The following is a 22,676-nucleotide window of genomic DNA, read 5'->3' as shown; positions in this document are numbered from 1 at the left end:
ACGCCTGCGAAACGAAAATACTTGACCATAGGAATATTAGATAACAAAGAGGTGAATAATTATCGGAGATAGAATCAATACGAAACGTTGCATAGGACATAAAGAAGCGGTTTTTTCTGGCTGGCGAAAGATTTCTACTGCAACAATTGCATAGTAGTATCCAGCGGCTGTTGGCGCAGGAGGGTGCGGTATTCCTGCTCAATAGTAGCTTGTTGCTCTCGTTGTTCTTTCTTCTTGAACAGGCGCACCTTGAAAGGGCCAGGCTGCTCGCGCCGCAGGTTCACATAAAGCAACTGCCGTACCGCCCGCACCCGCTTGCCTGCCTGAATGCGTGCTACTCGCTTCTGGTTATTGCCAAACAGCGCCTGAAAGGGGTTCAAGCCTACGTACAGGTTGGCCGGGCCATTCAGCGAGTACGTGCCACTCACCGACATACTGGTAAGGTTGCTGTGCAGAGGTAGGTGCGGAATCAGGATACGGCCCCGGTCCAGGAAAAACTCGGCTTTCACAGGTTCGAAGTACAGGTGCCCGGCCCGCTCCTTGCTGATGAGCTTAAGCGCATCCTGCAACACCACCACGTTCAGCAATTCCAGGTTTTGGATGTCAGTTTTGAGGTAGCCTAGGGTTTGGCTGAGGTGGGGTAGGAACTCGGCGTCGAGGTCGGTGCGCAGGTCGGCCTCGCACTGCATGGTACCGCGCACGTTGGCGCTGCTCAGGACATTTAGATTAAGTACTTCGGCTACCTCGGCCAGGGCAGGGAGCTGCACGTTGCGCAGGCGGGTTTGCACATGCAGGGGATGGTGGCCCATCTCAGCATCGGTGCGCAGGCGGCCGCGCAGTGCCACATCACCCCCAAAAGCCTGAAGCGTGCACTCTTCCACCCGCGCCGAGCCGGCTTGCAGGGTAGAGCGCAGCCGAAACTGGGTGCCCTGCAACACGGCGTAACGCACCCGGTCGGCGCGTACGCGCACCTGGGCCGTAATGGTCCCATCGAATAGCGGCGACACGCCCCAGGCGGGCTCCGCGCGTCGGGCCGCCCGCTTGGCCGGGCTGCGCGGGGCAAATAAGTCGTCGGGTGGGTTGAGGCCCGCCAGCAGCCGTAGCAGCCGCTGTACGTTGAGCGTGCGGTAGGTGAAATCAACGTCGGCGTGGGCTGAGGTGAGGCGCAACCCTTCAATGTCGGCGCGGGCCTGTGCCCGGCCCGTGCCCCCGTCGCTGGTCCGAAACGTGAGGTAGGGCACACGCAAGCTCGGCCCCTGCTTATCGAAGCGCAGCCGCAGCTTGCGTAGATTTTCACCTGTAAGCAGATTTACCCGGTCTATTTCACACGTGAGCTGTCCGCTCGACTCCAGCAACAACTCGCGCAGCGAAGGGTCAGGGTCAGCACCGGCGGCGCGGCGGGCGGCGCGTTTCTGTCCTGCGGGACGGCTCAGGCGCGTGAGGAGTTGGCGGTAATTGATGGTCCCGAAACGCAACGCCAGCTGCGCGTCCACGGGCCTGATTTTGCCGGTAGTATCGGTGGGCCAGCTCGCCTGTCCGCTGACTTGCCCACCCCACACACGTCCTGTCAGGTTGGTGAGTTGTACGCGTCGCCCATCGTGGCGCACTTGCACGGCCAGGTCGTGCAGGGTATCGGAAGGTAGGGTTAGCTGGTTGCAGCGTAGCTGCACATTCAGGTGCAGGCCCGTCGGGAACAGGTTAGCATAACGGGTCATAGCTTTGGCTGCGTTGCCCTTGCCAGCCGCCTTAATGCGTTTTTGTGCCGGCCTAGCCAGCAGGTAGCGCAGGCGCGGCACGTGCAACTCCTCCACCACAAACCGGCCCGACACAGTAGTAGTTGGGTACTGGTCGGTGAGATAATCCAGCAAATGCACTGTGCGGGCATTGGCCCGGAAGCGCATCCCGGCCAACTGCCCCGATAAGTTGCGCAGCGTCCAGAGGCTGTCCTGTAGGCTCAGTTGCACGTTCAGGTTGGTGATGTGGGCGTGGCGGGCAGGTACAACGAAATTAGCATTGTGCAGCCCTATGGTGCCGTGCATACGCATGGCGGGTAGGGCACGGGCGGGATTAGGCCCGGTAGGCAGCGGCCCGCGCAAACGCAAATCTAGGGTAGCAGTGCCTTGCTGGGCCTGCCACAAGCCCGGAGCCACAATAGTGGCCAGGCTGCGCAGCTCAGTCTGGCCACGCACCCGGCCCACTAGGTAGGGACGCACAAAATTGCGGAGCGTTAGCTCGGCATCCAGCTTTCCGGCTGAGGAGTAGATGCGGCAACGGGGTAGGGAGAGGGTAGTGGTAGCCGGGGCGTGGGCCGGGCCATTGTCTAGGCGGCCCAGCAGGTCCCAGCGCCGGATGGCCCGGCCTGAATCGGGCCACACTACGCGGGCGTTGCGCAACCGAAACGTGAGCACGTTGTGGGGCCGGGTGGTAGGGCCACTCAAGCCCTGAATGGTGTAACGGATATGCGCCTTGCTGGGGCTGCGCGCATCAGCCAAGTAGGCGTGCAGGTTGGGGGGTAGGGCAGTGCGCAACACATCCAGCAGCGGCTGCTGGCCCACCATGCGCAGGTTGAGACGCGAGCCGGTTTCGCGGTCGGTGGCGGCGGTGTGGGTGCCGCCCACGCGCACAGTGTCGCCGTTGAGGGTAGCGTAGGTCTGCCAGAGCTTGCCCTGGCGCTGCCGAAAATCATAGCGGTAGCGGATTTGCGCCTGCACTGGCTCCTGCGCAAAAAGCGTGTTGCCCCGCGTGCGCAGGTATTGCAGCTGCCCGGCCAGCGTGCCGCGCAGGCGGGCCTGCCCATCGTATACCACCGCCGAGAGGCGCGCCTGATGTATCACAGCCGCAAAGGTGCTGTGCTTGTAGTCGTTGCGGGTGGAGAGGTGCAGACGCCGAAGCACCAGCGAGTCCAGCTTGAAGTTGAGGGGCGGACCAGAGCCGGCCTCGTGGCGCCGTTTGCCGCGTAGGCCCCACTGGCGGCCCAGCGAATCGACTTGCTGATGAAAAAATACGTCGGTGAGCTGCAAGCGGGTCACGCGAACCTTGCCGCGCAGGATTTGACTCAGCTCCAAACGGGCATCGGCGCGGCCTACCCGCAGCACGGGCACCAGCTGCTGATGAGCCGTATCGGTCAGCCCAAAGTTGCGCACCGAGATGGTGAAGTGCGGAAAGTCGCGCAGGGGCGAGAAATCCACCTCAAACCGCGACACCACCAGATCTGTGTTTTCGCTCACCCGCTGGCGTAGCAGCCTTTTGGCCTGCTCCCGTCCGTACGTCGACCCAAGCAGCCACACGCCACCCAGCAACAACAACAGGAGTAGCACAAAGCCAGCCGCCAACAGCCGCCAGAAGGTGGAAAATTTCATAGGTAGTGGGCAGGCAAAGAGCAGCAATATCAGGGTAGCCAGCGCTGTGCAACTGTACGCAAAAAAAGTAGGAGTGGTCAGCTCAGCAATAAGGGGACAAAAAAGTTTGTGTTTTTTATTTAGAAATAATCTAAATAGATTTGATTTCCCACTCACGATCTAGCTCGCGTACTTTTTCACGTTGCGTATGGCGCAGTTCTTTCATCATAACGCATTTGGCTACTGTCTGCGGTGCCCGCGCACCCGGTACCTGCACTTGTGCTTTGGCAACCTGGCACTGGTGGCTACCACGGCAGAGTTCCAGGAGTTTCGGCGCTTTATTGAGGAGGAACACGAGCGCAACTACTCCGCCTACCGTGACCCGGAAGCCCGCTGCATTGCCCTGCGCACCCCCACCGAGCGTATGGCCCTGGTACTCAGCTGGCAGGAGCTGGAGCAGCTGCACGAAATCTTGGAAAATACGGCCTTGCTGCTAGAGGTAGAAGCCTTGCTGGGGTAGGCGCCAAAATGGGTAGTGTCGGCAAAAGGCTGTATACTAGGGCGCTCTTTTCTTACAACCGCACCTTACTCTATGCGATTTTCTCTTTTGCTACTGCTTGTGGCGCTGTTCTCTGTGCAGCTAAGCTGCGCCCAGTCGTCGGCGCGCTACGCCATCATTCCCAAGCCCACGCACTTGCGCGAGCAGACGGGCACCTTCGCGCTGCCTGCCAACCTCACCATTACCGTGTCTGAAACCGATGCGCAGATGCACCAAGTGGCCGAGTTGCTGGCCGAGCAGCTGGGTACCGCTACCGGTCGTCGGCCTAGCATTGCCACCGGCAAGCGCTCCGCCAAACAGGGTGTCTTTTTCGACCTCAATAAGAAGAACAAGCTGGGCGCCGAGGGCTACGAGCTGCGCGTGACGCCAAAGCAGATTACCATCACGGCCAGCGAGCCGCAGGGGCTGTTCTACGGCATGCAATCGTTGTTGCAGTTGATGCCGGTGGAAGTGTTCAGCCCTACCCCGGTGGCAGGTGTCACGTGGGCTGTGCCGTGCTGCACCATCGAGGACCAGCCGCGCTTTGCCTACCGCGGCATGCACCTCGATGTGAGCCGCCACTTTTTCCCGGTAGCTTTCGTGAAGAAGTATATTGACTTGATTGCCCTGCACAAGCAGAACACCTTCCACTGGCACCTCACCGACGACCAGGGCTGGCGCATCGAAATCAAGAAATATCCGTTGCTCACGCAAATCGGCTCCAAGCGCGACCACACCATGATTGGCCGCTACGCCGACAACAAGTTCGACGATAAGCCCTACGGCGGCTTCTACACCCAGGACGAAATCCGCGACGTGGTTGCCTACGCGCAGAAACGCTTCGTGACGGTGGTGCCCGAGATTGAAATGCCCGGCCACGTCGTGTCGGTGCTGGCGGGCTACCCCGCCCTGGGCAGCAACCCCGACAAGATTGTGCCCGTGACCGGCAAATGGGGCGTGTTTGAGGACGTGCTGTTTCCGCGCGAGCAAACGTTTCAGTTTGAAGAAGATGTGCTGACGGAGGTGATGGACCTATTCCCGAGCAAGTACATCCACATCGGCGGCGACGAGTGCCCCAAGGTGCAGTGGAAGGAAAGCCGCTTTTGCCAGGAGCTGATGCGTAAGGAAGGCCTCAAGGACGAGCACGAGTTGCAGAGCTACTTCATTCGCCGCATCGATAAGTTCATCACCAGCAAAGGCCGCCGCATGATTGGCTGGGATGAAATTTTGGAAGGTGGCCTCTCGCCCAATGCTACCGTGATGAGCTGGCGCGGCACCGAAGGCGGCCTAGCCGCCGCCCGCCAAAACCACGACGCCATCATGACGCCCGGCGAGTTCTGCTACCTCGACCATTACCAGGCCGACCCCAAAACCCAGCCCATCGCTATCGGCGGCTTTCTCACCACCGAAAAGTCGTATTCGTACGAGCCTACCCCTGATAGCCTCACGGCAGCCCAGGCCAAGCACATCATCGGCGTGCAAGGCAACGTCTGGACCGAGTATATGCTCACGCCCGAGTACGTGGAGTATATGGTATTTCCCCGCGCTACTGCCCTGGCCGAAGTAGGCTGGACTTCCAAAAAGGACAAGGATTACGCCGATTTCAACCGCCGCCTCGACGTGCACAAGAAGCGCCTGGACCTGCTGAACGTGAACTACTTCGGCGCGCCCATCAACGATAAGTTTACCTACCAGTGGCCGGTAGAGGCCAAGAAGTAAACCGGTTGTCATCTTGAGCGGAGCGCAGCGGAGTGAAGGACCTTTATTACGTTTGTTGCTCTTGCGTAATAAGGTCCTTCACTCCGCTGCGCTCCGCTCAGGATGACAATCGGATTTAACATTAGAAAGCAGCCCCTTTTGCACAGCCACTTGTCGGCTGTGCAAAAGGGCTGCTTTCATTGAGAGGAGGTAGGAAAGCAGACGGCTACACGGTAGCAACCGCTTATATTGCATTGTCGCTATTTTTATCCCTACCCCGTGAAACTACCCTCCCTCCAGCACCTGGCCGCCGAAGCGGTGCGGGTGGTGCGCCGCTTTCCACTTACCTTGCTCTGTGCATTTGTGCTGTGTGGGGTAGGCATCTATGTCATTCATCTGGATAACAAGGCACAGCAACAGCTGGACTGGCTTTTCCCTACCCTCTCTGCGGCGGGTCTAGGCCTTTCGAGCACGTTGGCCGTAGCCCTGGCCACCGAGCGGTGGCGCTGGCGGCCCGCGGGGCGCTGGGGGGCGGAGGCCGTGGTGGTGGCACTGCTGGTGCTGTGGTACGCCCTGGCGCCTGCCCAGCCCAACCTGGAGTGGGGCATGCGGCTGGCGCTGCTGCTGCTGGGAATGCACCTGGCCGTAGCCGCCGGCCCCTACCTGCCCGAGCTGCGCCGTATGGCCGATACGCCCGGCTTCTGGCGCTACAACGAAACGCTGTTTCTGCGCATTCTGCTGGCCGGCGTCTACTCTGGGGTGCTCTTCGTGGGGTGTGCGCTGGCGCTGGTCGCTATTGATAATCTGTTCGATGTCAAGCTGGATGAGCACATCTATGGCTATTTGTTCGTGACGCTGGCGACGGTGTTTAATACGTGGTTTTTCCTGGCCGGCATACCGCACAACTTTGCTGAGCTGGAGCAGACAGCCCCCTACCCAAAAGGACTGAAGCTGTTCACGCAGTTTGTGCTGCTGCCGCTAGTAGTCCTCTACCTGGTTATTCTGTACGCCTACCTGGGCCGTATTGTGGTACTCTGGACGCTGCCCAAAGGCTGGGTATCCATCCTGATTCTGGCGTTTTCGGTGGCGGGTATCTTTGCTTTGTTGCTGATTCACCCCATCCGTCACGCCGCCGAAAACACCTGGATTCGCACGTTTGCGCGCTGGTTCTACCGGGCGCTGTTTCCGTTGCTGGGGCTGCTGGCTGTGGCCATCGGTACCCGCATCCGCGACTACGGCATCACCGAGGAACGGTACTTTGTGCTGGTGCTGGCGGCGTGGCTGTTTTGCATGGCCGTATACTTTCTGGTGCGGCGCGGCCAGGGCATCATCTGGATTCCGGCCTCGCTGGCAGTGGTGGCGTTGTTGTCGGCCGCCGGACCGTGGAGCGCATTTGCCGTTGCCCGGCGCAGCCAACTGAACCAACTGCGCGAAATCAGCTCAGAATATGGCTTGCTGAAGGATGGCAAGCTGGACGGGGCGGGGCAGCGCGTGCCAAAACTGTCGTTGCAAGTCCGGCAGCGCATTACGTCCATCTTCGAGTTCTTCGCCGACCGTGAGGCTACCACGCAGCTACAGCCGTTTTTCGCAGCTTCCCTCAGTTTGCCCGATTCATTACAACAGCAGGATGAGTGGAAGCAACGTCAATGGTACCAGGAACAGCCGTTTGCGGTGAGTGGCGTGCCGCGTACCAGCCAGTATACCACTGCTGATAACGAGCAACAGACTGCCAGATTCTATAACAGCGCCGAGCATCACGACTTAGGTCAAGGGCGTTACTGGCTTGGACGCGTGGAATCATATCGCTATGCTTTGCAAAAAGACAGTGTGTTGACTGAAGTTGCCACGCAAAAAGGGGCGTTCCGGTTGCGCACTCACGCCCGTGGCCGACAATTGCTGCTGGAGCAAAGGCAAGCCGACCACCGCTGGCAAACGCAGCTCACACTCTCACCTGGCACCCTAGCTGATTCATTAGCGCATGTGTACGGTTCTGGAAACGAGGGTATAGACCGTCCATTGCACTTGCAGGCAGCCAAGGACCAAATACAGCTACAATTATTCATACAAGACCTCACTCGGAACAAAAAGCAAGACACCATCTTCTATGAATACAGCGGCCAGATGTTGCTGGAGGTAGGAGAGAAATAGAAGACATAGTAAGCAAAGAAAGGCCGCTGGTACCCTACCAGCGGCCTTCTATCATTATATACTCACAATTTCACCATCTCACAACCTCACCTTCTATTCCCACTCAATGGTAGCAGGTGGCTTGGAGCTAATGTCGTACACCACGCGGTTGATGCCGCGCACCTGGTTGATGATTTTATTGCTGACTTCGGCCAGGAAGTCGTAGGGGAGGTGGGCCCAGTCGGCGGTCATGCCGTCTACGCTCGTTACGGCGCGCAGGGCTACTACCTGCTCGTAGGTGCGCTCGTCGCCCATCACGCCCACGCTTTGCACGGGTAGGAGCATCACGCCGGCCTGCCATACTTTTTCGTAGAGGCCGTGCGCTTTCAGGCTATCAATGAAGATGGCATCGGCGCGTTGCAGGATGGCTACTTTTTCCGGGGTGATGTCGCCCAGGATGCGGATGCCCAGGCCGGGACCGGGGAAGGGGTGGCGGTGCAGGATGTTGTGGGGCAGGCCCAGCGCGTCGCCTACCTCGCGTACCTCGTCTTTGAACAAAGCCCGCAGCGGCTCCACAATCTTTAGGTTCATCTTTTCGGGTAGGCCGCCCACGTTGTGGTGGCTCTTGATGGTCACGGCTGGCCCCTTCACCGATACCGATTCAATCACATCGGGATAGATAGTGCCTTGTGCCAGCCAGCGGGCGCCTTCCACCTTCTGCGCCTCGCGGTCGAACACTTCAATAAACGTGCGGCCGATGGCCTTACGCTTCTGCTCGGGGTCGGTGAGGCCGGCTAGGGCGGCGTAGAACTCCTGCGAGGCATCTACGCCGCGCACGTTCAAGCCCAGTACTTTGTAGGCCTCCAACACGCCTTCGTACTCATCTTTGCGTAGCAGGCCATTATCCACAAAGATACCGTGCAGGCGCGGCCCAATGGCGCGGTGTAACAGCAACGCCGCCACCGACGAATCGACGCCGCCGGAGAGGCCCAGAATCACCTGATCGGTTTCGCCGATGGTGTCTTGGAGGGCCGTCACCATCGCGTCCACGAAGTGCTCGGGTGTCCAGTCCTGCTGGCAGCCGCACACGTCCACCACAAAGTTCTTCATCAGCTGCTTGCCGTCGGTGGAGTGCGTCACCTCGGGGTGAAACTGAATGCCGTAGGTCGATTGGCCTTCAATTTCGTAGGCCGCCACTTGCACGTCGGGGGTGCCGGCAATGGCCAGGAAACCGTCGGGTAGGGTTTTGATGGTGTCGCCGTGCGACATCCACACCTGCGAACCGGGCTCCAGGCCGTTCAGCAACCGGTGGTGCTGGTTGATATGCGTGAGACGGGCACGACCATACTCCCGGATGGTAGCGGGTAGCACCTCGCCGCCATTCTGGTGGGCCAGCAGTTGCGCGCCATAGCATACGCCCAGCACCGGCACCTGGCCTAGGTAGGCGCTCAGGTCGGGGTTGGGAGCATCGGCCTCGCGCACAGAGCAGGGCGAGCCAGAAAGCACAACGCCCCGGATATCCTCTGTGAGGAGCGGGGCGTGGGTGTAGGGATGAATCTCGCAGTAGACGTTCAGCTCGCGAATGCGTCGCGCGATGAGCTGCGTGTACTGAGAGCCAAAATCGAGGATCAGAATCTGTTCGGGCATGGGCTCAAAGGTACTGTGCAGAATGGAACGATTGCATAGCTGGCGCAGAATTTGGTAACTAATCAGAAAATAATTGATCTGTACGTAAACTGGCGTATAGGATTCCCCATGCAGGAATAATACATTTAATATCAGTTCATTGTGCTACCTGCTTACCCCATTTCACATGCGTTCCTTCTCCAAGTCAATTTCCCGCCCCGCTTATCTTGTATTTTTTTTTCTGCTCCTGTTGAGCAGCTTTAGCACGGTGCCAGCACTGGCGCAGGCCAGCCAAACTGCCCGCGCACCCTACACCCTTACGGGTAAGGTAACGACCATAGCCGGGGCGCCGCTGGCCGGAGCAACAGTAATGGTGCGCGGCGACCAGCGCGACAATACGGCCATTACCAACAAAGAAGGCATGTTTTTGCTGACCACCCGGCAACCCCAGCCCGTGCTGATCGTGAACTGTGCCGGTTACGAGGAAAACCAGGCCGACGTACCCCAAGCAGGAGAAGCGGTTGTGTCGCTAGCCCCCATCGACAAATACAAGAAGCAACTGCGCAAACAAGGCAAGAAGGCGTACAAGGACTGGAACGGCAAAGGCAAGCGCAACTAGCTATAATTAGCATTTTTTCAGCGTGACAATCAGGCTACTGCGCGCTAAGAGGGCTTGTTGCGAAGAAAATATTGCCCTGTTGCGCAGCAAAACCGGATAGTGTGCGTATCTTTGCACCGGCGAGTCAGAACGACCAGCTCCTGCTGAACTCCCCCAGGACCGGAAGGTAGCAAGGGTAGGCGGTTGAGCGGTGCGATTTTGGCTCGCTTTTTTTTGTCCTTGCCCCAACGCCCCGTAGCGCCATACCGCGCAAACCGGTAGCTTTGGGGCATTGTTGCTTTCCGGCGGGTAGGAACAGAACGCCGCAGTGAAAGTAAGCGTATCACTGCCAGACCGGTAGAGTCAGCTATTCAGCCAGTCATTCCTCATGTATATCATCAAAGTAAAAGGCAAGGCGAAAATTCCGGATTATATCCAGCTGCGCGACGAGCAATTTGTGCTCATTGCCTACTTCCGTGCCGACCGACCCCTCAAAGACTTGCACCGCTACGGGCTAGCTGGCAAAGAAGAGCCGCTGGCTGCCGTTATCGAAGGCCTCTCGTTCGGGAAGCTGCAAAAGCTGGAGGTGTAACTTGCGCAGTGTAGTAAACTGCTTTTTTTGAACTCTCAGAGAGAGCGTGAATACGTCTAAACGCTGTCTTTTTAACTTTTGCTTCTTATGTCCGCCGTTGTTGAGCTTCACGATGCCTATATTATGCAAGACGTTAATACCGTGTTGCAGCGCGTGACGTTCACACTGGGCAAGGGGGAGTTTGCCTACCTGGTAGGACGCACTGGCTCGGGCAAAAGCTCCCTGCTGAAAACCCTCTACGCCGACCTACCGCTAGGCGGCGGCATGGCTGCCGTGGTCGACTACCCTTTGCAGAAGTTGGCGGCCAGCAAGGTGCCCTACCTGCGCCGTAAGCTGGGTATCATTTTTCAGGATTTTCAATTGTTATTCGACCGCTCAGTGGCCGATAACCTGCTATTTGTGCTGAATGCCACCGGCTGGCGGGGAAAAGCCCGCAAGAAGCAACGCATTTCGGAAGTGCTGATGCGGGTAGGGCTGGCCAATGCGGCTGGTAAAATGCCGCACCAGCTTTCTGGAGGCGAGCAGCAGCGCGTAGTCATTGCCCGCGCTCTGCTCAACGAGCCCCTGCTATTACTGGCCGACGAGCCCACCGGCAACCTTGACCCCGACGTGGCCGACAGCATTATGCGCCTGTTCGTGGAAATCAACAATGCTGGTACGGCCGTGCTCATGGCTACGCACAACTACCAGATTATTCAGCAATACCCGCGCCGTGTGCTGCGCTGCCAAGACGGCCAGCTGCTAGATTCTACGGCTGCTGCTTTTCAAACAGGGGAGTAGGCGAAAAAAGAATTCTTACTTCTTAATTTTTAATTGAAATCCAGTCTGTCTATCCTGATTCCGGTGTATAACCGGGCGGTGGCGCCGCTGGTAGAGCAGCTGCGTATGCAGCTGCCCGATTGGGACGGACCAGTCGAGATATGCCTGCTGGACGATGCCTCCCGACCCGAAATTCAGGCTGAAAACCGCCCATTGGGGTTACTGCCCAACGTGCGCTACAACGAGCTTCCGCGCAACGTAGGCCGCGCGGCCATCCGCAACCAGTTGGCCGCCGCTGCCCGCCACGAGTGGCTATTGATGCTCGACAATGATGTTCTGCTACCCGATGCACAGTTTCTGACCCGCTACGACGACACCCGGGCATTGGCGTCGGTGGTGGTAGGCGGTATCACCTGCGCCACTAGTCTGCCCACCGAGCCCAACTTGCGTCTGCGTTGGTACTACACCCAGCAGCGGGAAGCGCTGCCCGCCGCCCGTCGCCGCTTGTTACCGCCGGCCCAGCTTATTCCGAGCAATCTGCTTATTCGGGCCGAAGTGTTCCGGCTATTCGGTTTCGATGAAGCCCTGACCCGCTACGGCCACGAGGACAGCAAGCTGGGGTGGCAGCTGGCTCAGGCCGGCATCTCCATTCATCACCTCGACAACCCCGTGGTGCACGACGGGCTGGACCCGGCACCTGAATTTCTGCGCAAGTCGCGGGCAGCGGTTTATAACCTGGTGCTGCTGTACCACAAAGATGGGGTAGGGGCCGATAGTCAGTTGCTACGCACGGCTCTACGCTTGCAACGGGTAGGCCTGCGCCGGCCAGTAGCTGCCTTACTTCGGCGCCTACGCCCCTACCTGCACGCCAACCTATGCTCGGCCACGCCCCGCCTAGTGTATTTTGATCTGCTAAAGCTGTATTGGGTGCTACAAGAGTTGACCAGGGTGGAGAAAGCAAGACACAAAAAAAGGCCGGCTGCATAAGCAGCCGGCCCTTCAGGACTTAGCAAAAGAAAACGAACTATTCGTTTTCTTTACCATTAAACACGCCTTTCACGGCACCGCCTACGGCTTTACCGGCTTTGGCTGCTCCTTGGCCAATATCCTTACCCACTTCCTTGGCGCCTTGGCCAACATCTTTGCCTACTTTGGCTGCCCCTTGCCCAATGTCCTTGCCTGTTTCCTTAGCACCATGCGCTACGTCTTCGGCCGTGTTAGCTACCGCGTTGGCACCTTGCTCCGCTCGGATTTTGGTTTTATCCACTGACTTGAAGGCCGCGTATTTGCCTTTTTCCTCGGCAATCTGACGCTTATCGGCAGCCGAAATTTGGTCTTTAATTTGGTCGTAACGGGCGTCCATGGCACGCCAGTCAGCGTTGATGTTGTTCCAATCGTCAATATCGTAGCTGGACTTATTGCGGTCCACCATGTTCACGAAGGCGTTATACTTCGCCTGGGCATTTTGCGGCGTCATCACAGCAATTTCCGACGTCATGGGCTTGTAATATTTGCCCATTTTAACGCTAGTTCCATCGGTCGCCACGGTAGCACTGCCATCGGCAGATACGGCGGGGCGGCTGGTCCAGGCGGTCGTGCGGGCATCCGAAGCCGTGGTGTAGCGGCTACGCAGCTGGTCGAGCTCCTGCTTGCGCTGGTCGTCGTAGCTGTCGGCATAGCGGTCTACGGCGGCTACTTTGGTATCGTAATCAGCTTTCAGTTGTGCAGTTTCGCGCTCATAGTCGGCTTCGGTTTCGTTGGCAACGTTTTGCGCTTTCATCTCCGTTTCGTCAACGAAGCTTTTGAAATCGTTATAGGCTTGGTCGCTTTCCTGCGACACTTCTTTTTGTTGGTTCTCGGTGCAGCTAACCTGCGTGAACGTAAGGCCGCCCAGCAATAGGCTGGCAGCGAGAGCAGAGGTGGAGAAAGTTCTTTTCAGCATAGGAGTGAGGGTTGCGGCTCAGTCGCCTGGTAGGGTGCTGAACCCGATGGGATTAGCTAATTTTAACGCTGATAGATAGATAAGGGTTGCGAATAGACGAGATACAGGCGTGTCGGTGGCTGGCTGATCGTCACTAACTTGCCAGCTATGCTACCGATTCACTTTCTGGACCTCGCGGCCCAACACGCGCCCTTGCAACCTGCCCTGCTCGCCGCGTGCCAGCGGGTGCTAACGGCAGGCGATTTCATCCAGGGAAACGAGGTAGCAGCCTTTGCCAACGAGCTAAGCCAGCAGCTGGAAGGGGCCGCGGTAGTACCCTGCGCCAATGGCACCGACGCCCTGCAACTGGCCCTGATGAGCCTACAACTCCCGCCCGGCGCGGAGGTGATTGTGCCGGCTTTCACTTACGTGGCTACCCTGGAAGCCGCTGCCGTGCTGGGCCTACACCCAGTGGTAGCCGATGTGCTGCCCGGTACGTTCAATCTAGATCCAGCAGCTGTAGCGTCGGCCCTCACGCCCCGCACGGGTGCCATCGTGGCGGTGCACCTGTTTGGGCAATGCGCCAACCTGGAAGCACTACGGGCACTAGCCGACCAACATGGGGTAGCCTTGCTCGAAGACAATGCACAGGCCTTGGGCGCTGCCTACACGTTCGGCAATGGGCAGGTGCGGCCGGCCGGTACGGTAGGGGAGGTAGGGACCGCATCGTTTTTCCCCAGTAAAAACCTTGGGGGCTTTGGCGACGGGGGCGCCTTATTCACCCACGACACGGCACGGGCTGAGTTGCTACGGCAGCTTGCCAACCACGGCCAGGTGCGCAAGTATCACCACCAACACATCGGCCTCAACTCCCGCCTCGATACGCTGCAAGCGGCGCTGCTGCGCGTGAAGCTGCCCTACCTTGCCACCTGGACTACTGCCCGCCAGCGGATAGCCGCCCGCTACGATGCGATTTTCGCGGATATGCCGGGGATAAATCCGCCTGCCCGCGACCCACAGAGTACGCATACCTTCCACCAATACGTCATCACCCTACCTACCGAAACCCACCGCGACCAGCTGCGGGCCTACCTGCACTTGCATGGCGTGCCTACGGCGGTGTACTATCCATTGCCAGTGCATCAGCAGCCAGCCTATGCTTACCTGGGCTACCACACAGGGCAGTTTCCGGTAGCAGAACAACTATGCCGCACGGTGCTGGCGCTACCCGTGCACCCTACCCTGACGGAAGAGCAGGTAGACTATATTGCCGAAACGGTTCGGGCTGGGTTACTGGAAGGACATACGTCGGATTAAGCGTAAAAATGGTTAGGCAACCGTGGTGGCGTTATCAAGAGGGCATTTACTTAATTGTAACGCTCGTGCTTTCAAGCGTAGTAGTAGGGTATGCTGGGTGGTTCTATCAACACGCAATGCCTGTTCGGAACGCAACACCTCACTGTAGCATGGCCTTGCTCATACCATTTATGATGCTGTTGCTCGTGCTTTGGGTGCTGCCTTTTTGCGGGTGGCTAGTAGCCTTGGTACGTCGTCGGTTAGCCGGGAAGCCGCTAACGGCCTGGGGAGTAGTGGCTTTTTGGGGTAGTCTGCTGCCGATGATTTACTTGGGGTATTGGGCACTGTTGATTTGAGAAGTGAACATAAGTGAAGCAGAATAAGAGAGAAGCGTGGTGAGTGGAGCTGGCACCATTTTTTCTTTGCTTCGTACTACTCACCTCTCTTTAGTCCTCTTTTCTTTTTCGCAATGCGCCGTTCTTTCCTTAAGCTCTGGTTGCCTCTCTCCATCGTTTCGGCGGTAGCAGTTGCTGCCATCAATCAGCCCAAACAGGGTTTTATTTTGCTGCCTGTTCAGCAAGATATTGCACTAGGTGCCCAGGTAGCTCAGCAAACCGACTCCACTTATCGCGCCAAGGGCCAACTGCTGGAGCGCAGCAAAAACAAACGCGCCTATCAATTGCTGGATGGCGTTGTGAATCGCGTGCTCGATAATGGCAACCTCAAGTACCGCAAGCAGTTCCCGTGGGATGTGCAAATTATCAAGGACGACGCCACGCAGAATGCCTTTGCCACGCCTGGCGGCCACATCTACGTGTTTTCGGGGCTTATTAAATTCCTTGACAACGAAAATCAGCTGGCGGGCGTGCTGGGCCACGAAATTGCGCACGCCGACCGGCGCCACAGCATTCAGCAATTGCAGCAGCAGTTCGGTATCAGCTTACTGTCCAATATTTTGCTGGGTAAGAATCCGGGGCAGCTGGCGCAGATTGCCGCCGGGCTGGGCCAGCTGCGCTTCAGCCGGGGCTTCGAGACGGAAGCGGATAAGTATTCCACTATCTACCTCAACGGCACGCGTTATTACTCCTGCGATGGTGCGGCGGGCTTTTTCATTAAAGCCGAAAAGCAAGGCGGCAGCAGCACGCCCGAGTTTTTGAGCACTCACCCCAACCCTGGCTCACGCGTCATCAACATTCAAAAAAGCGCCCAGCGGCTTGGTTGCACAGGCAAAACGGTGAGTAATAGCAACTTCCTAGAGCTACAGAAGCTACTGTAAGCGGCTGCTCAGTTTGCGGTCATTCATTCTATAGATAGTAGACATTTGCCAACAGGGTAGCCGCAAAAATGTGGGGTAGGGCCGAGCGTGCAAAACCCCACGTTTTTTTGCAGCTTGCGGCTCTTTAGCTTCTTTCCTACACCCCGTTGGCTGAATCTCTTGCCGCCGTCCGTTTCGCTGTTTGTGGAGTGGGGCACATCGGCCGCCGCCACGCGGCGCTGGTTGCCCGACAGGCCGGTGCGCACTTGGTTGCCCTCATCGATATCGATCCGGCCTTGCCGGCCTCGGTAGCGGCTGAGTTTCCCGACGTACCGTTTTTCGCGTCGCTGGATGCCTACCTGGCAGCCGGCCCCGCTGCCGATGTGCTGACCATAGCTACGCCTAATCACCTGCACGCACCGCAGGCGCTGGCTGGTTTGCAGCATGGTTTGCACGTGGTGGTAGAAAAGCCCCTGGCCCTGCACGCCGCCGATGCCCAGGCAGTGGTAGATGCCGCCACTCGGGTAGGCCGGTTGGCTTTTGGGGTGATGCAGAACCGCTACTCGCCCCCTGCCCGCTGGCTGAAACAGATCTACGAGGAAGGTCACCTTGGGCAGATATACCTCGTGCAGATCAACTGCTTCTGGAACCGCGACGCCCGCTATTACCAGCCTGGCAGCTGGCGCGGCACGCAGGCGCAGGATGGCGGCACGCTGTTCACACAGTTCAGCCACTTCGTAGACTTGCTCTACTGGGTGTTCGGCGACATCACCAACATCGCGGCCCGCTTTCACGATTTCAACCATCAAACGCTCACAGAGTTCGAAGACTCAGGGCTGGTGACGTTTGACTTGGTGCGCGGTGGCGCGGGCACTTTGCAATACAGCACGGCCGTGTGGGACCAGAACCTGGAAAGCTCCCTGACCGTGGTAGCCGAGCACGGTAGCGTACGCCTGGGTGGCCAGTATCTGGATCAGGTGGCTGCCTGTCACCTGCGCAATTATGAGTTGCCCCCATTGCCGCCTACTAATCCAGCCAACCACTACGGCGCCTACCAGGGTAGCGCCGCCAACCACGTGCAAGTGATTGACGACATCGTGCAAGCAGTAAAGCATCCCGCCGATGTGGTGACAAACGCCTCGGATGGCGTGAAAGTAGTGGAGATAATAGAGCGCATCTACCAGTTGCGAGGGTAGAGCGCCACGGCCCGCGCAGGTCCGCGTCCGTATATAGCCAGAGAACCCAACGGACGGCTATATGACGATGACGCCCTACGAAAAGCAAGTTTACGCCGAGCTGCAAGCGTGGCAGAAACGGATGCAACGGCCGCCCTCCTGGCTGAACCGACTAACGCACCGTGTACAAACCCGGCTGAATGGCCTGTTGCCCGAGCGCGTGCATCAGGCTGTGACAGCCACCATCAAGCACATGGTGCGCGGCGTGTTGGCGGGCTCTGCGTACATCACGCGTCGGCCATTGTTGGCGGCCTCTTTGCAAGAGCGGGAAACGTTGGTAGATAAGCGCATTCGGCACTACCGCCACGCGGCTACCGTGGAAGGCGCTGCCACGGGCGCCGGCGGATTTTTGCTCGGGCTAGCCGATTTTCCGTTGCTGTTGGGGATTAAGCTGAAGCTGTTGTTCGATATAGCGGCATTCTACGGGCACGATGTACGTGCCTACCCAGAGCGGCTCTACCTGCTCCACATCTTCCAACTCACGTTTTCCAGCCAGCATACGCGCAACGCAGTGTATCGCCGGCTGGCCGATTGGGATGCGTATGCGAAAACGCTACCACCTACAGCGGCTGAGTTCGATTGGCGTACGTTTCAGCAGGAGTACCGGGATTATATTGATTTGGCCAAGCTGGCACAGCTGCTCCCGGTGGTAGGGGCTGCGGTGGGCGCAGTTGCTAACTATAAACTCTTAGAACAGCTGGGGAGCACGGCTCGTTACTGCTACCGCCTGCGTTGGTTGAAGGAGCTAGAGAGCCAGCCGCTGACTAGCGCGGGCAAGGGCCAGCCGATACATCGGCTTCAATCTGATTGAGCAAGCACTGATAGATGGCGGCCACTGTATCAGGCCAGCCAGGGCGCCCTACCATCTGCTGCGCCTGCTGGCGCAGGATGGCCTCTAAATAAATTTCATTTTGGAACAGATTTTCTACGGCTGGTTTGGACTGGGCCACGAGAGTGCTTTTTTTATGAGGCCTATACCTACGAAGTAGAAGTTATGGGTGGATTTACGAGTGGTATAAAATTTTGTCTTCTGCATTAGAATGGAACAAAAAAGTAAAAGGCTGCATCTGCGGGTAAATTCTGCCTATTACTTGTTTTATTCTACTGTTATATTGCTTTATTGCACGCAAGTGCGAAACAAAACTTGTATTAAAGGCCTGCCTTTTGCTCTGATCCTGAAAAGAGGCGATAATCAAATTATTCTAAACGCGTTTGCTGCTCTCCGCTACTTTTCTCACCCTACATCCACCCTATGCATCTACAGTTACTCGCTACTACATCAGCCCTTTCTGTTTTCCACGATGTGAAGAATGATTGGTTGTACTTGGATTGGCAAGGCGACCTGACCCGAAAATCGGTTCAGGAGGGCTGCATAGCCGTGGCACGGTGCTTTCTGCGGAAAAACTACGTGCGCGTGCTCAATGATAATACCAGCGTTACCAGCCTGTCGCCGGAAGTGGCCTCGTGGTTGGCAACGGAGTGCCTACCACGCATAAAGCTGTCCACCATCGAATACCTTGCTTGGACGTACTCGCCCAACATAGAAACGCAGTTCTGGACTAATGTTGCTATGTATCAGATAGATGGTCCTGTGGTGGTCACGTTCGATGATGTGGAGTCGGCGTATGCTTGGCTACGAGAGGTAAAGTTTCGCTCTCCTGGGTCGCTTTCTGCATCTGCACTCTCGGGGGTGGCTGTATAATAAGACGCGGCAACTTCTTATTATCTGTTTTCCTGCTACCCCGGAAAGTCGGTGAAAGATGCTACGGGCATCGGCGTTGTACCGGCTTGCAGTACCTGCACTTGCTCGCCGCAGGCTACCAGGGCGGCGTTGGCCAGACCCAAAAACAGCCCGTGTTCTACCAGGCCAGGAATAGTCTTGAGTTGCGTGGCGAGCTGTTGTGGGTCGTTGATCTGATTAAAGTGGCAGTCTACCAACAAGTTGCCCTGGTCGGAAAGCACGTATTGCGTGGTGTCGGTTTTGCTGACGCGCACCACAGGGTTGGCACCCAGCTCCGCCACGGCATCCATCACCCAGGGTAGGGCAAACGGCACCACTTCCAAGGGAAGCGGAAACTTGCCCAACTGCGACACCGCTTTCGACGAATCGGCTACGATCAGGAGGTAGTTGGAGGCCGTAGCCAATACTTTCTCGCGGAGCAGTGCCCCGCCGCCGCCTTTAATCAGGCGCAGCTGTGGGTCCAGTTCATCGGCCCCATCCACTGTCAGGTCGAAGCGCATGCCGCGTTGGGGCGGCACCAGCGGAATGCCTACTTCGCGGGCCAGAGCCGCGCTGGCTTCGGAGGTAGCCGTAGCCTGCACCCGCAACTGGCCGGTGCGCATTGCCTCACCCAGTGCCCGAATGAAAGGCGCCGCCGTGCTACCTGTGCCCAGGCCTACCAGCATGCCGTCGCGCACCCAACGGAGGGCAGCAGTAGCGGCGGCTTGTTTTTCCAGTTCTTGCAGGGTAGGCGTAGTAGACATGGTAGTTGATGAGATGAAAGGGTAGGGCGAAGGTAATGAGTGCCTATCCGATTAAGAAATGACAGAGTAGAAGAGTAGTATTTCAGAAGAAGAGAAGCATCGCATTCCAGATAAAATAGGAATGAAAGAGCGGCTGAGCACCGCAAAACTCAGCGGCCGCGCAGCTTGCGTAGCCACGGCCCGGCCTCCGGCACCAAGCCCAGTGCCAATAACAAGCCCCCATACAGCCCCGTGAGCACCGCAGAGCGCAAGAGCATCGTGAGGAGGTAGGAATGCACGAAAGGCACCGCCCACGCCGCCGCGCCAGCTGTTACCGCAACCACGAGAACCCCAGCAATTCGCCATGTAAATGGTTGCATACGGTAGCTATGCCACACAAACCATGTGCGCGCCAGGTTGATACCCGCTAAGGAAAGTAGGGCCGCCATCGCCGCGCCTGTCAGCCCGAAGCGAGGAATCAGCAACAGGTTCAATCCGACCGTAGCAAGTGCCAGCGACGCGTTGAAAATCAGATCGTAGCGGTAGCGCGGGGAGGTGACGACAATTAGTCCATTGAGGCCGGTGATACTGTCTAATAGTCGACCTCCCAAGAGTAGAAGCACCGCTACCGTGCCCGCCGCGTAGGCTGGCCGGTGGATCAAGTGGTAAATAAAGTCCAAGTTCAGGCCGATGCCCAACGCCAACCAGCAGCCCAGCACCGTGAGCAAGCGCGTGGTGTTGCGGTAGAAAGCCGCCATGCGCGGTAGGTCCTCGTCTTTCCAGTAATCGGCCAGCAGGGGAAACGCAATCTTGTTGAGTGCCCGCGAAGGAATAACCAACGCAATGCTGATGTTGCTGGCAATGGCGTAAATGCCTGCCGCTGCCAAACTTTCCTTGGAGCCCAGCATTAGCGCATCAATGGTGGTGATAACGGTGCCAGAAATATTCGAGAGCAGCGCAAACGCCCCAAAACCCAACAGCTCGCGCACTGGCCGCACGTGCAGTACCTCCTGCGTAGGCTGCAAATGCAGCTCTCTAATATAGGCGAGGTAGGCCGTTAGTAGCAGCGTAAGTCCGCTATTCACCCCCAGATAAGCCAGTACAAACTGCGGAAAGGAAAGGTAGCCCAACCCAAACAGCAAGGCCACACCCGCAATTAGCACGCGCAGCAGCACCTCCTGCAAAAACGACGAAAACGCTGTGTGGTACAGTCCTTTCAGGTAGGCATCCTGCAAGGAATAGAGCAGCGTGAAGAGGGCTAGTACGGCTATCCAGGGGTAGTAAGTGGCTATGGCGGCTCGTTCGGTGTAGAGGCTGAGCAGCAGCGGCTTGCCGAGAAAAAACAACGCCGTCATCACCCCAAAGCCCAGCAACGGTACACCCAGCAGCAACGGTAGAAAGCCGTGGTGGCGCCGCTCGGCATCGCGGAAATAGGGGAAGAACCGGATGCCTGCGCTGGCAAACCCAAACGCGGAGAGTTGGGCGTAAATGGTGGCGATGCTCACCAGCACCTGCGTGAGGCCCAACTGTCCCGGCTCCAGAAACCGTGGCAGCAGAAACGTGGTGTTCACGAACCCCAGCCCCAGCCCGAAGTAGGAAATGATAGTATTACGCAGCCCCTGCCGCCGAACGATACCCAAAGCGGTGAAATGGTGAAATGTAGGGGCGCCTACAAGGCGCCCCTCGTTGCTGATGTGTGGTTGATACGGTAGGCGCAGACATGCAGCGGCGGGCGCCTGCAAGGCGCCCCTACATGGCTGTACTCACCTCCGTGCCCGTCAGGAAGGCGGCGCCCCGGCTGCGAAGGTAGCGCATCAGCTCGTGGAACTGGCGCGGACCGTTGTGCATGTTGGCTGGGTCGAAGTTCTGGTTGTGCCAGAGCACCGTGCACACCCCGCCAAACAGTTCTATTTCCAGAAGCATCGGAATCAGCGCGGATAATACTTCGTCGGGGGACAGTTGGAGGTAGCGCGGGTGATGGAGCGTGGTGTCCATCACATTGAGGGGGATTTCGAGGAAGCGGCAGGTTTCACCGGACTGAAAATTGAACGGATGAAAGGGTAGGCAACACGAATTACGAAAGCCGAAATGCTCGGCAAAACCCAAGGTCGAATCATACTCAAACACGACATCCTCCAGCAAAGCGGGCGTCGTGCGCGGTTCCCAATTCAAATAGTGGAAGCGAATGGCAGGAAATGCCCGGTTAATAGGCAGCACCGATGTTTCCTCCATCACCCGACGCGCATCAGTACTGGTGCCAATACTGCCGTGCAATTGTATTTCGGCACCTGTTGCAGCTAGCCGTTGCAACTGAGGTAGATGCCGCTGAATGCTATAGTCAGCATTGGGCGTGCCATCAGCCGCTTCGCGGTGTTCGGTGAGGAAAAAAAACGTGCTTTTGGCCCCATATGCCGCCACGGCCTCCTGCACTTCTTCTAAATTGTCCCAGGCATCTTTGCGGGTGAAATGCCGCCACAGCTGCCGCCCAAAACCCAGCCAGTCGCGGCGCTGCCAGGCGGCTTTGGCGGGCGCTTTCCAGGCGCTGTAGAGGTTGTCAACGTCGTGGGTAATGCAGGCGGCGAAGGGTGCATTATTAGCCCAGCGGCGCGGGGGTAGGGACTGGCCGGTTGCGTGCTCCACGGCCGTTTTCATTACGTCGAAATAGTAGTTCACTACCGGCACTGTCACGAAATCATACTGCTTCTGCACGCTGGCCGCGTAGGGAAAACGGCCATGCTGGTCGCGCTCCTCGGAGTGGTATTCCTGCCAGCCGCTGAGTAGGTAGAACGCCGCCGAAATGATATCCGCATGGATGAGAGCACGGCCATCAGGTAGCAGTTCCAGTAGCGGTTTTTCGGGGTTTGGGTCGAAAAAGAAAGGAATCTTGCTGCCCAGCCACTTGCGGTAGTTGGGAGCGGCAGGGTAGGGCTGTTGTTGCTCGAAGAAGCTGTTTGAGGCCTCCGTTACAGTTAGTTGAGGTTGAGAGTCTGCGTAGCCAATGCTGATGTCCGGCAATGTGGGGTAGGCCATGCGCAGATGCCGGAGCACGTAGGCCAGCCGCGTTTCGCGGGAAACGGAAGTGGCGTTGAGAAGCGGCCTGGCGGGGGTAGTAGGCATCAAACAAATGTATTGTAAATGCGGCTGTCATTCAGCCCATTTCACCTGTCATCCTGAGCTTGCGAAGGACCTTATCACGTCAGCACGAATCTCATGGCAACGACTCGTTCACA

20 protein-coding genes and 1 other RNA gene are annotated in these 22,676 nt (G+C 57.8%); 14 read left to right on the top strand and 7 right to left on the bottom strand.

Annotated features, from left to right (window positions below):
- Positions 1–134: 134 nt before the first annotated feature.
- Positions 135–3,359, bottom strand: coding sequence for an AsmA-like C-terminal region-containing protein (locus tag KYK14_RS07430; RefSeq protein WP_219158173.1), 3,225 nt, complete (start codon positions 3,357–3,359; stop codon positions 135–137).
- Positions 3,360–3,546: 187 nt separating this feature from the next.
- Between KYK14_RS07430 and KYK14_RS07425 the strand changes: the two genes are divergently transcribed.
- From KYK14_RS07425 to KYK14_RS07415, 3 genes are all read left to right on the top strand, one after another.
- Positions 3,547–3,858 (top strand): DUF6686 family protein, encoded by a 312-nt coding sequence (locus KYK14_RS07425; RefSeq protein WP_219158171.1) that lies wholly within the window; start codon positions 3,547–3,549, stop codon positions 3,856–3,858.
- A 72-nt stretch (positions 3,859–3,930) separates the two neighbouring features.
- Complete coding sequence (locus tag KYK14_RS07420) at positions 3,931–5,595, top strand: beta-N-acetylhexosaminidase (RefSeq protein WP_219158169.1); 1,665 nt, start codon at positions 3,931–3,933, stop codon at positions 5,593–5,595.
- A gap of 258 nt (positions 5,596–5,853) precedes the next feature.
- Complete coding sequence (locus KYK14_RS07415; RefSeq protein WP_219158167.1) at positions 5,854–7,722, top strand: DUF4153 domain-containing protein; 1,869 nt, start codon at positions 5,854–5,856, stop codon at positions 7,720–7,722.
- Positions 7,723–7,815: 93 nt separating this feature from the next.
- Here KYK14_RS07415 and guaA read toward each other — a convergent pair whose 3' ends face one another.
- On the bottom strand, positions 7,816–9,348 hold the full coding sequence (gene guaA / locus KYK14_RS07410; RefSeq protein WP_219158165.1) for a glutamine-hydrolyzing GMP synthase: 1,533 nt from the start codon (positions 9,346–9,348) through the stop codon (positions 7,816–7,818).
- 166 nt (positions 9,349–9,514) lie between these two features.
- On the opposite strand from guaA, the gene KYK14_RS07405 reads away from it, so the two are divergent.
- From KYK14_RS07405 to KYK14_RS07385, 5 genes are all read left to right on the top strand, one after another.
- On the top strand, positions 9,515–9,946 hold the full coding sequence (locus KYK14_RS07405; protein WP_219158163.1) for a carboxypeptidase regulatory-like domain-containing protein: 432 nt from the start codon (positions 9,515–9,517) through the stop codon (positions 9,944–9,946).
- Between the two features lie 116 nt (positions 9,947–10,062).
- Positions 10,063–10,159: signal recognition particle sRNA small type (gene ffs, locus KYK14_RS07400), an RNA gene on the top strand.
- A 154-nt stretch (positions 10,160–10,313) separates the two neighbouring features.
- Complete coding sequence (locus KYK14_RS07395; RefSeq protein ID WP_185283205.1) at positions 10,314–10,517, top strand: fructose-6-phosphate aldolase; 204 nt, start codon at positions 10,314–10,316, stop codon at positions 10,515–10,517.
- A gap of 87 nt (positions 10,518–10,604) precedes the next feature.
- Entirely contained in the window at positions 10,605–11,297 is a 693-nt protein-coding gene (locus KYK14_RS07390; RefSeq protein ID WP_208306030.1) for a cell division ATP-binding protein FtsE, read from the top strand.
- A gap of 33 nt (positions 11,298–11,330) precedes the next feature.
- Positions 11,331–12,263 (top strand): glycosyltransferase family 2 protein, encoded by a 933-nt coding sequence (locus KYK14_RS07385; protein ID WP_219158161.1) that lies wholly within the window; start codon positions 11,331–11,333, stop codon positions 12,261–12,263.
- A gap of 37 nt (positions 12,264–12,300) precedes the next feature.
- Here the strand turns inward: KYK14_RS07385 and KYK14_RS07380 are convergent, their stop codons facing one another.
- Positions 12,301–13,218 carry a DUF6565 domain-containing protein gene (locus KYK14_RS07380; RefSeq protein WP_185283208.1) on the bottom strand — a complete coding sequence of 306 codons (918 nt, stop codon included), beginning with the start codon at positions 13,216–13,218 and terminating at the stop codon, positions 12,301–12,303.
- Positions 13,219–13,365: 147 nt separating this feature from the next.
- Between KYK14_RS07380 and KYK14_RS07375 the strand changes: the two genes are divergently transcribed.
- The 5 genes from KYK14_RS07375 (at position 13,366) to KYK14_RS07355 (ending at position 17,794) form a co-directional block, all read left to right on the top strand.
- The gene (locus KYK14_RS07375; protein ID WP_219158159.1) at positions 13,366–14,514 is read left to right on the top strand and encodes a DegT/DnrJ/EryC1/StrS family aminotransferase; all 1,149 of its coding nucleotides are present in this window, start codon (positions 13,366–13,368) and stop codon (positions 14,512–14,514) included.
- A 149-nt stretch (positions 14,515–14,663) separates the two neighbouring features.
- Positions 14,664–14,849: a hypothetical protein gene (locus tag KYK14_RS07370; RefSeq protein ID WP_219158157.1), complete on the top strand. Its 186-nt coding sequence runs from the start codon at positions 14,664–14,666 to the stop codon at positions 14,847–14,849.
- Between the two features lie 113 nt (positions 14,850–14,962).
- Entirely contained in the window at positions 14,963–15,769 is an 807-nt protein-coding gene (locus KYK14_RS07365) for a M48 family metalloprotease (RefSeq protein ID WP_219158155.1), read from the top strand.
- 146 nt (positions 15,770–15,915) lie between these two features.
- Positions 15,916–16,944 carry a Gfo/Idh/MocA family protein gene (locus tag KYK14_RS07360; protein ID WP_219158153.1) on the top strand — a complete coding sequence of 343 codons (1,029 nt, stop codon included), beginning with the start codon at positions 15,916–15,918 and terminating at the stop codon, positions 16,942–16,944.
- 61 nt (positions 16,945–17,005) lie between these two features.
- A complete protein-coding gene (locus tag KYK14_RS07355) occupies positions 17,006–17,794 on the top strand; it encodes an EcsC family protein (protein ID WP_343217067.1) in 789 nt (262 codons plus the stop codon).
- On the opposite strand, the gene KYK14_RS07350 is transcribed toward KYK14_RS07355, so the two are convergent.
- On the bottom strand, positions 17,748–17,933 hold the full coding sequence (locus KYK14_RS07350) for a hypothetical protein (RefSeq protein WP_185283213.1): 186 nt from the start codon (positions 17,931–17,933) through the stop codon (positions 17,748–17,750). The genes KYK14_RS07355 and KYK14_RS07350 overlap by 47 nt on opposite strands.
- Positions 17,934–18,235: 302 nt before the next feature.
- Between KYK14_RS07350 and KYK14_RS07345 the strand changes: the two genes are divergently transcribed.
- Positions 18,236–18,685: a hypothetical protein gene (locus KYK14_RS07345; RefSeq protein ID WP_185283214.1), complete on the top strand. Its 450-nt coding sequence runs from the start codon at positions 18,236–18,238 to the stop codon at positions 18,683–18,685.
- A gap of 35 nt (positions 18,686–18,720) precedes the next feature.
- Here the strand turns inward: KYK14_RS07345 and rpiA are convergent, their stop codons facing one another.
- The 3 genes from rpiA to KYK14_RS07330 all read right to left on the bottom strand — a co-directional run bounded on the left by rpiA (position 18,721) and on the right by KYK14_RS07330 (position 22,563).
- The gene (gene rpiA / locus KYK14_RS07340; protein ID WP_219158151.1) at positions 18,721–19,467 is read right to left on the bottom strand and encodes a ribose-5-phosphate isomerase RpiA; all 747 of its coding nucleotides are present in this window, start codon (positions 19,465–19,467) and stop codon (positions 18,721–18,723) included.
- Between the two features lie 149 nt (positions 19,468–19,616).
- A complete protein-coding gene (locus KYK14_RS07335) occupies positions 19,617–21,086 on the bottom strand; it encodes a lipopolysaccharide biosynthesis protein (RefSeq protein WP_219158149.1) in 1,470 nt (489 codons plus the stop codon).
- Between the two features lie 109 nt (positions 21,087–21,195).
- Positions 21,196–22,563, bottom strand: coding sequence for a DUF7033 domain-containing protein (locus KYK14_RS07330; protein WP_219158147.1), 1,368 nt, complete (start codon positions 22,561–22,563; stop codon positions 21,196–21,198).
- Positions 22,564–22,676 lie beyond the last annotated feature (113 nt).

The sequence above is a fragment of the Hymenobacter profundi genome, from assembly GCF_019334315.1.
In the GTDB taxonomy this organism is placed as follows: domain Bacteria; phylum Bacteroidota; class Bacteroidia; order Cytophagales; family Hymenobacteraceae; genus Hymenobacter; species Hymenobacter profundi.
The sequence above is the reverse complement of the archived record's forward strand: the minus strand, read 5'-3'. Positions and strand labels throughout refer to the sequence as shown.

Bases quoted from the DNA above. Each gene is read 5' to 3' on its own strand.
- KYK14_RS07430 (WP_219158173.1), bottom strand. From the start codon at position 3,359: ATGAAATTTTCCACCTTCTGGCGGCTGTTGGCGGCTGGCTTTGTGCTA.
- KYK14_RS07425 (WP_219158171.1), top strand. From the start codon at position 3,547: ATGGCGCAGTTCTTTCATCATAACGCATTTGGCTACTGTCTGCGGTGC.
- KYK14_RS07420 (WP_219158169.1), top strand. From the start codon at position 3,931: ATGCGATTTTCTCTTTTGCTACTGCTTGTGGCGCTGTTCTCTGTGCAG.
- guaA (WP_219158165.1), bottom strand. From the start codon at position 9,348: ATGCCCGAACAGATTCTGATCCTCGATTTTGGCTCTCAGTACACGCAG.
- KYK14_RS07405 (WP_219158163.1), top strand. From the start codon at position 9,515: ATGCGTTCCTTCTCCAAGTCAATTTCCCGCCCCGCTTATCTTGTATTT.
- KYK14_RS07395 (WP_185283205.1), top strand. From the start codon at position 10,314: ATGTATATCATCAAAGTAAAAGGCAAGGCGAAAATTCCGGATTATATC.
- KYK14_RS07390 (WP_208306030.1), top strand. From the start codon at position 10,605: ATGTCCGCCGTTGTTGAGCTTCACGATGCCTATATTATGCAAGACGTT.
- KYK14_RS07380 (WP_185283208.1), bottom strand. From the start codon at position 13,218: ATGCTGAAAAGAACTTTCTCCACCTCTGCTCTCGCTGCCAGCCTATTG.
- KYK14_RS07375 (WP_219158159.1), top strand. From the start codon at position 13,366: ATGCTACCGATTCACTTTCTGGACCTCGCGGCCCAACACGCGCCCTTG.
- KYK14_RS07370 (WP_219158157.1), top strand. From the start codon at position 14,664: ATGGCCTTGCTCATACCATTTATGATGCTGTTGCTCGTGCTTTGGGTG.
- KYK14_RS07365 (WP_219158155.1), top strand. From the start codon at position 14,963: ATGCGCCGTTCTTTCCTTAAGCTCTGGTTGCCTCTCTCCATCGTTTCG.
- KYK14_RS07355 (WP_343217067.1), top strand. From the start codon at position 17,006: ATGACGATGACGCCCTACGAAAAGCAAGTTTACGCCGAGCTGCAAGCG.
- KYK14_RS07345 (WP_185283214.1), top strand. From the start codon at position 18,236: ATGCATCTACAGTTACTCGCTACTACATCAGCCCTTTCTGTTTTCCAC.
- rpiA (WP_219158151.1), bottom strand. From the start codon at position 19,467: ATGTCTACTACGCCTACCCTGCAAGAACTGGAAAAACAAGCCGCCGCT.
- KYK14_RS07330 (WP_219158147.1), bottom strand. From the start codon at position 22,563: ATGCCTACTACCCCCGCCAGGCCGCTTCTCAACGCCACTTCCGTTTCC.